The organism is Stenotrophomonas sp. PS02300, assembly GCF_029959395.1.
Classification (GTDB): domain Bacteria; phylum Pseudomonadota; class Gammaproteobacteria; order Xanthomonadales; family Xanthomonadaceae; genus Stenotrophomonas; species Stenotrophomonas maltophilia_AD.
Genome location: NZ_JASCOP010000185.1, coordinates 1 through 5,830 on the forward strand (window position 1 = coordinate 1; position 5,830 = coordinate 5,830).

Genomic DNA, 5,830 nt, shown 5'->3' on the forward strand with positions numbered 1-5,830 from the left:
GCGCATTGTACCCCGGGCCGGACGACAGCCACGCAGGGCGTGGCTCTACCCGGGCACGGTGGGCGTAGAGCCACGCCCTGCGTGGCTGCCCCCTGTCGGCGGCGTGAATCCGTGACGTAGGCACTGGTCCGGTGGTTACCTCAGCGTCAAAGGCTTGGCAACGGCGCGCGAAACGGGGACACTCCGCCCCATGAAGGGGATCTTGGGGATCGCTGCGCTGGCCTTGGCTGCGCTGACCGCTGTGCCGGCCAGTGCGGGCACCCTGTACAAGTGCGTCGGCGCGGACGGCATTCCCAGCTATGTGAGCAAGCGCGTTGCCGGCACCAGCTGCAGCGTGGTCAGCAACTACCGTCCCGACCGCAGCGCCCCGCGCCGTTACGTTCCGCCACCGTCTCCGGCCCCTGCGCCCGCCCCTGCGGTCGTGGCAACCGCTGCGCCGGTCCAGGACGGTGCCGCGTCCGGCACTGCGCTGGCTCCGACCCCGGCACCCGCCCAGGCCGCCACCGTGCTTACGGCCGCGCCTGCGCCGGCGGCCCGCACTGGCAAGGCGCAGCGGGTGGTCAACGGGCAGGTCTACTCCTATATGAAGGATGGCGTGCGGCATTACACCAGCCGCCGGCCCGCGCAGATGGCCAGCCTGGGCCAGGTCCGCACCATCCATTACAGCTTCATCGAGCGCTGCTACGCCTGCGGTGCCAATCCGGGCGTGAACTTCGGTTCGATCCGGCTCAACACCACGGCCTTCCAGGCGGAGATCGCGGCGGCCGCGCGCGAGTTCGGGGTGGAAGAAGCGGTCGTCCGCGCCATCATCCATGCCGAATCGGCCTACAACCCGACCGCGCTCAGCCGCGCTGGCGCACAGGGCCTGATGCAGCTGATGCCGCCCACCGCGCGCCGCTTCGGCGTCACCGATTCCTATGATGCGGCGCAGAACATCCGCGGCGGCGTGCAGTATCTGTCGTGGCTGCTCAAGCGTTTCAACGGCAACCTGACCCTGGCCGCTGCCGGCTACAACGCAGGCGAGGGCGCGGTGGATCGTCATGGCGGCGTGCCGCCCTACAGCGAGACGCAGTACTACGTGAAGCGTGTGGCCCTGCTGGCCGACCGCTACCGTGGTGCCACTGCGTCCACGCAGTAGCCGCTGCATCATCGCCAACGCCGCCTTCAGCGCCATTGTGTCGCCGAGTCAGGTTCCGCTATAGTCGATCACGATTCATCGTGGACTGGCCCCCACCGGTCTACTGGCAGCCTCAAGCTACCTAAATCAATATCGGAGTGCCGGATGGCCAACGATGGGGTAAACGATCCAGTCAACACTGGACGTCGACGATTTCTTTCAGCAACCACCGCAGTGGTGGGAGCAGTCGGCGTCGGTTTCGCAGCAGTTCCGTTCATCAAGTCATGGAATCCCAGCGCCCGCGCCAAACTGGCCGGTGCCCCTGTGCTTGCCGACATCAGCGCCCTGCAGGAAGGCCAGCGACTGGTCATGGAGTGGCGTGGACAGCCGATCTGGATCGTCAAGCGTTCCAAGGCGATCCTCGAAGCGCTGCATGGGCTGGACGGACGCCTGAAGGATCCCGAGTCCAGCAACGCGGACCAGCAGCCGGTCTACGTGCTCAAGGAAAACCCCGAATTCCGCTCGATCAAGGCCGAGGTCTCGGTGCTGGTCGGGCTGTGCACCCACCTGGGCTGTTCGCCCGAGATGGTGGCCGAGATCCGCCCCGAGCCGTTCGATCCGGAATGGAAGGGCGGCTACTTCTGCCCGTGCCATAAATCCCGCTTCGACATGTCCGGCCGCGTCTTCGATGGCGTCCCGGCGCCGATCAACCTGCTGGTGCCGCCGCACCATTACCAGGACGACAGCACCATCATCATCGGCGTCGATCCGCAGGGGGCAGCCTGATCATGGCCAACATCCTTACCCGTACCGCCACCGGCGTCGCCGACTGGGTCAACGCGCGTGCGCCCGGCCTGATGCCGGTGTACCGCAAGCACGTCAGCGAGTACTACGCGCCGAAGAACTTCAACCTCTGGTACTACTTCGGTTCGCTGGCACTGCTGATCCTGGTCAACCAGATCGTGACCGGCATCTTCCTCACCATGCACTACAAGACCAGTGCGCTGGAAGCGTTCAACTCCGTCGAATACATCATGCGTGACGTGGAGTGGGGCTGGCTGATCCGCTACATGCATTCCACCGGGGCCTCGCTGTTCTTCATCGTGGTCTACCTGCACATGTTCCGCGGCCTGATGTACGGCAGTTACCAGAAGCCGCGCGAGCTGGTGTGGATCCTGGGCATGCTGATCTACCTGGTGCTGATGGCCGAAGCCTTCATGGGTTACGTGCTGCCGTGGGGCCAGATGTCGTTCTGGGGCGCCAAGGTGATCATCTCGCTGTTCGGCGCCATTCCGGTGATCGGCAACGGGCTGACCGAATGGATCATGGGCGACTACCTGCCCAGCGATGCCACCCTCAACCGGTTCTTCGCCCTGCACGTGATCGCGCTGCCGCTGGTGCTGCTGCTGCTGGTGGTGCTGCACCTGGGCGCGCTGCATGAAGTGGGTTCGAACAACCCCGATGGCGTGGAGATCAAGAAGGGGCCCAAGGGCAACCGCTGGTCGGCCACCGCGCCCACCGACGGCATTCCGTTCCACCCGTACTACACGCTCAAGGACGGGGTGGGCGCCGGCTTCCTGCTGATCATCGCCGCCTTCATCATCTTCTTCGCACCGGGCTTCGGCGGCCTGTTCCTGGAGCACGACAACTTCACCGAGGCCAACCGCCTGGTCACGCCGGAGCACATCAAGCCGGTGTGGTACTACACGCCGTACTACGCCATGTTGCGCGTGGTGCCCAACAAGCTGGGCGGCGTGATCGTGATGTTCTCGGCGATCGCCATCCTGTTCCTGGTGCCGTGGCTGGACAAGGCACGGGTGAAGTCCTACCGCTACCGCGGTTGGCTGTCGCGCGCGCTGCTGGGCGTGTTCGCGGTGTGCTTCATCTGGCTGGGCGTGATCGGTTCCGGGCCCGGTACCGATGCGCATGAAACCTACGTCGGCCGTGTGCTGACCTTCCTGTACTTCGCCTTCTTCATCACCATGCCGCTATGGACCAAGCTGGACAGGACCTTGCCGGTACCGGACCGGGTGACCACGCATGACTGACCACTGGATTGTACGGCTGGCCTGCGCGGCCGCCCTGCTGCTGTCCAGCGCCGTGGCCGGCGCCGCCGAGGGCGGCAAGACCCTGCAGGCGGGTAACGACCTGGGCGACCGCGCCTCGCTGCAGCGCGGTGCGCAGCTCTACATGAACTACTGCTCCGGCTGCCACGCGCTCAAGTACCTGCGCTATTCGCGGATGGCGCAGGACCTGGGGCTGAGCGAAGAAGAGGTCATGAACAACCTCAACTTCACCGGCGTGCCGATCGGCGAGCCGGTACCGGTGACGATGCCCAAGGCGGAAGCCGAAAAGTGGTTCGGCAAGATGCCGCCGGACCTCAGCCTGATCTCGCGGGTGCGCGGCAGTGACTGGGTCTACACCTACCTGAAGTCGTTCTACGTGGACACCAGCCGCCCGCTGGGCTGGAACAACGCGCTGTTCCCCAACGCCTCCATGCCCAACCCGCTGTGGGAGATGCAGGGCTTGCAGCACGCCGTGCACGGCAAGCCGGAAGCGCCGGGTGCCGACGCGCCGGTGACCGGACTCACGCTGGCACAGCCCGGCAATATTGACCCGGGGCAGTACGACCAGGCGGTGCGGGACATCACCAACTTCCTGGAGTACGCGGGTGAACCGGCGGCGCTGAAGCGGCAGAAGCTGGGCGTGTGGGTGATCCTGTTCCTGGCACTGCTGACCTTCCTGGCCTACCTGCTGAAGAAGGAGTACTGGAAGGACGTGCATTGATCGATACGGAGTAAGTCGATCGGCCTATTGGCTTTTGTGATGGGCAGTTGCACACTCGGGTACTGTGACGACTGTCGGCAATGGGCCGGCAGCGCCGATGCGACCGGCGGATACCGATCGCTGGAGAGCCTTTGATGGCGGCGAGCGTACGCATGCGGAACACCCTGACGCTGTTTTCCTCGAACGACGACGTGCTGTGCCATCGCGTGCGCCTGGTGCTGGCGGCCAAAGGCGTTACCTACGATTTCGTGCCCGTCGACCCGCAGAATCCGCCCGAGGATCTGATCGACCTCAATCCATACCACTCGGTGCCCACGCTGGTGGAGCGCGAGCTGGTGCTGTACGCGGCCTCGGTGGTCAGCGAATACCTCGACGAGCGCTACCCGCATCCGCCGCTGATGCCGGTGGATCCGCTCTCGCGTGCGCGGATCCGGCTGGCGATGCTGCGCATCGAACACGACTGGGTACCGCAGGTACAGGCGATCCAGCTGGGCAACAAGACCCAGGCCGAGGCCGGGCGCAAGCGGTTGAAGGAACTGCTGACCAGCGCGGTGCCGCTGTTCAAGGCCAGCAAGTTCTTCCTCAACCCGGAAATGAGCCTGGCCGATTGCGCCATGGCGCCGATCATCTGGCGCCTGCAGTCGCTGGACGTGCCGCTGCCCAAGGATGGCAAGTCCATCGAGGATTACGGCAACCGCATTTTCCGCCACCCGGGCTTCATCCGCAGCCTGACCGACCAGGAAAAGAAGCTGCGCGACCTGCCGGTCTGACCGGCGGTTCGCTGCATCGGCGCTTTACGCCGGGGGACGTGCATGCTGACCGCTGCACGGGTGGGCGCGTACACTTGTCACATTTCCGCGGCACCCCACAATGACTGAAGACACTTTCCGCATGACCAGCCATCGCCCCTACCTCTTGCGGGCGCTGGTGGAATGGATCAACGACAACGACCTGACCCCGCATATCCTGGTCGACGCCGGCATGCCCGGCGTGCAGGTGCCGCAGAGCGCGGTGAAGGACGGTCGCGTGGTCCTCAACATTGCCGAGCGCGCGGTGGTGCAGCTGCACATCGACAATGACAGCGTGAGCTTCTCGACCCGCTTCTCGGGCACCAGCTACCCGGTGCAGGTGCCGATCTCGGCCGTGCTGGCCGTCTACGCCCGCGAAACCGGGCAGGGCATGGCGCTGCCGGATGACATTCCCGGCCACGAGCCGAGCCCGGACGACACCCTGCCGCCGGATGACACGCCGACCCCGGACGACACCCCGCCCAAGCCGAGCGGTCGCCCGCACCTTCGGGTGGTCAAGTAGGAAATCGCCGCCCCCGGGCGGCGATTTCGTTTCTACACATCCTCGGCGCCGCTGGTATCCACGCTGCGCCGGATTTCACTGATGCGCGCGGCCGAGGGGCCGACGAAGGCCACGAGTTCGTCGCCGCGCAGCACCATCCGCCCGGTATGGCGGTCGATGCCGTCGTACGAGTACTCGAAGCGGTAGGTGCGCTCCCAGCCCAGCCAGCCGTTGTCCTTGCGGCACACGCGGATGCCGCTGGCATGCACCGCCTGGTCCAGCCACTGCACGTCGGCGGCGCGACACGCGTTGCGGCCCAGTTCGATGGCGCGCTCGGCCGCGGCGCGCGAGGAATTCCAGAACGCGTAGGCGAACGCACCGGCAATCATCAACAGGATCAAACTGGGCATCGGCGGCTCGGTGCGGAATCGGGGTCAGGAATGACCAAGATGGCGACGAACCGGCGCCGGATCAAGCCGGCGACCCGTCCTGCTTCTGCGGCGGCTGCTGTTGCGGGGCAGGCGACTGCGGCGGCGGCTGCGTCGGCCGCGGCGGCACGACGCGCGGGAAGGTGGGCTTCGGCGGCGGCGTCGTGGCCGGCACGCCAGGCGGGGCGGCCGGCCGCGGGCCCGGGGG

General features: G+C 66.1%; 7 protein-coding genes. 6 read left to right on the forward strand and 1 reads right to left on the reverse strand.

Features of this window, described 5'->3' with window-relative positions:
* Positions 1–190: 190 nt before the first annotated feature.
* The 6 genes from QMX79_RS19660 (at position 191) to QMX79_RS19685 (ending at position 5,215) form a co-directional block, all read left to right on the forward strand.
* Positions 191–1,138 carry a lytic transglycosylase domain-containing protein gene (locus QMX79_RS19660; protein WP_282248272.1) on the forward strand — a complete coding sequence of 316 codons (948 nt, stop codon included), beginning with the start codon at positions 191–193 and terminating at the stop codon, positions 1,136–1,138.
* A gap of 144 nt (positions 1,139–1,282) precedes the next feature.
* Positions 1,283–1,903, forward strand: a complete 621-nt coding sequence (gene petA, locus QMX79_RS19665; RefSeq protein WP_282248273.1) for a ubiquinol-cytochrome c reductase iron-sulfur subunit — start codon at positions 1,283–1,285, stop codon at positions 1,901–1,903.
* Between the two features lie 2 nt (positions 1,904–1,905).
* Positions 1,906–3,165: a cytochrome bc complex cytochrome b subunit gene (locus QMX79_RS19670; RefSeq protein WP_282248274.1), complete on the forward strand. Its 1,260-nt coding sequence runs from the start codon at positions 1,906–1,908 to the stop codon at positions 3,163–3,165.
* Positions 3,158–3,904, forward strand: coding sequence for a cytochrome c1 (locus tag QMX79_RS19675; RefSeq protein WP_282248275.1), 747 nt, complete (start codon positions 3,158–3,160; stop codon positions 3,902–3,904). The genes QMX79_RS19670 and QMX79_RS19675 overlap by 8 nt, the downstream gene beginning before the upstream one ends.
* 134 nt (positions 3,905–4,038) lie before the next feature.
* Positions 4,039–4,674 carry a glutathione S-transferase N-terminal domain-containing protein gene (locus QMX79_RS19680; protein WP_068850679.1) on the forward strand — a complete coding sequence of 212 codons (636 nt, stop codon included), beginning with the start codon at positions 4,039–4,041 and terminating at the stop codon, positions 4,672–4,674.
* A 100-nt stretch (positions 4,675–4,774) separates the two neighbouring features.
* Positions 4,775–5,215: a ClpXP protease specificity-enhancing factor gene (locus QMX79_RS19685; RefSeq protein WP_282248276.1), complete on the forward strand. Its 441-nt coding sequence runs from the start codon at positions 4,775–4,777 to the stop codon at positions 5,213–5,215.
* A gap of 32 nt (positions 5,216–5,247) precedes the next feature.
* Here the strand turns inward: QMX79_RS19685 and QMX79_RS19690 are convergent, their stop codons facing one another.
* Positions 5,248–5,604, reverse strand: a complete 357-nt coding sequence (locus QMX79_RS19690; RefSeq protein ID WP_282248277.1) for a DUF3301 domain-containing protein — start codon at positions 5,602–5,604, stop codon at positions 5,248–5,250.
* Positions 5,605–5,830 lie beyond the last annotated feature (226 nt).

What these genes read in the sequence shown, in the direction of transcription:
- QMX79_RS19660 (WP_282248272.1), top strand. Translation starts at nt 191, where the DNA reads ATGAAGGGGATCTTGGGGATCGCTGCGCTGGCCTTGGCTGCGCTGACC.
- petA (WP_282248273.1), top strand. Translation starts at nt 1,283, where the DNA reads ATGGCCAACGATGGGGTAAACGATCCAGTCAACACTGGACGTCGACGA.
- QMX79_RS19670 (WP_282248274.1), top strand. Translation starts at nt 1,906, where the DNA reads ATGGCCAACATCCTTACCCGTACCGCCACCGGCGTCGCCGACTGGGTC.
- QMX79_RS19675 (WP_282248275.1), top strand. Translation starts at nt 3,158, where the DNA reads ATGACTGACCACTGGATTGTACGGCTGGCCTGCGCGGCCGCCCTGCTG.
- QMX79_RS19680 (WP_068850679.1), top strand. Translation starts at nt 4,039, where the DNA reads ATGGCGGCGAGCGTACGCATGCGGAACACCCTGACGCTGTTTTCCTCG.
- QMX79_RS19685 (WP_282248276.1), top strand. Translation starts at nt 4,775, where the DNA reads ATGACTGAAGACACTTTCCGCATGACCAGCCATCGCCCCTACCTCTTG.
- QMX79_RS19690 (WP_282248277.1), bottom strand. Translation starts at nt 5,604, where the DNA reads ATGCCCAGTTTGATCCTGTTGATGATTGCCGGTGCGTTCGCCTACGCG.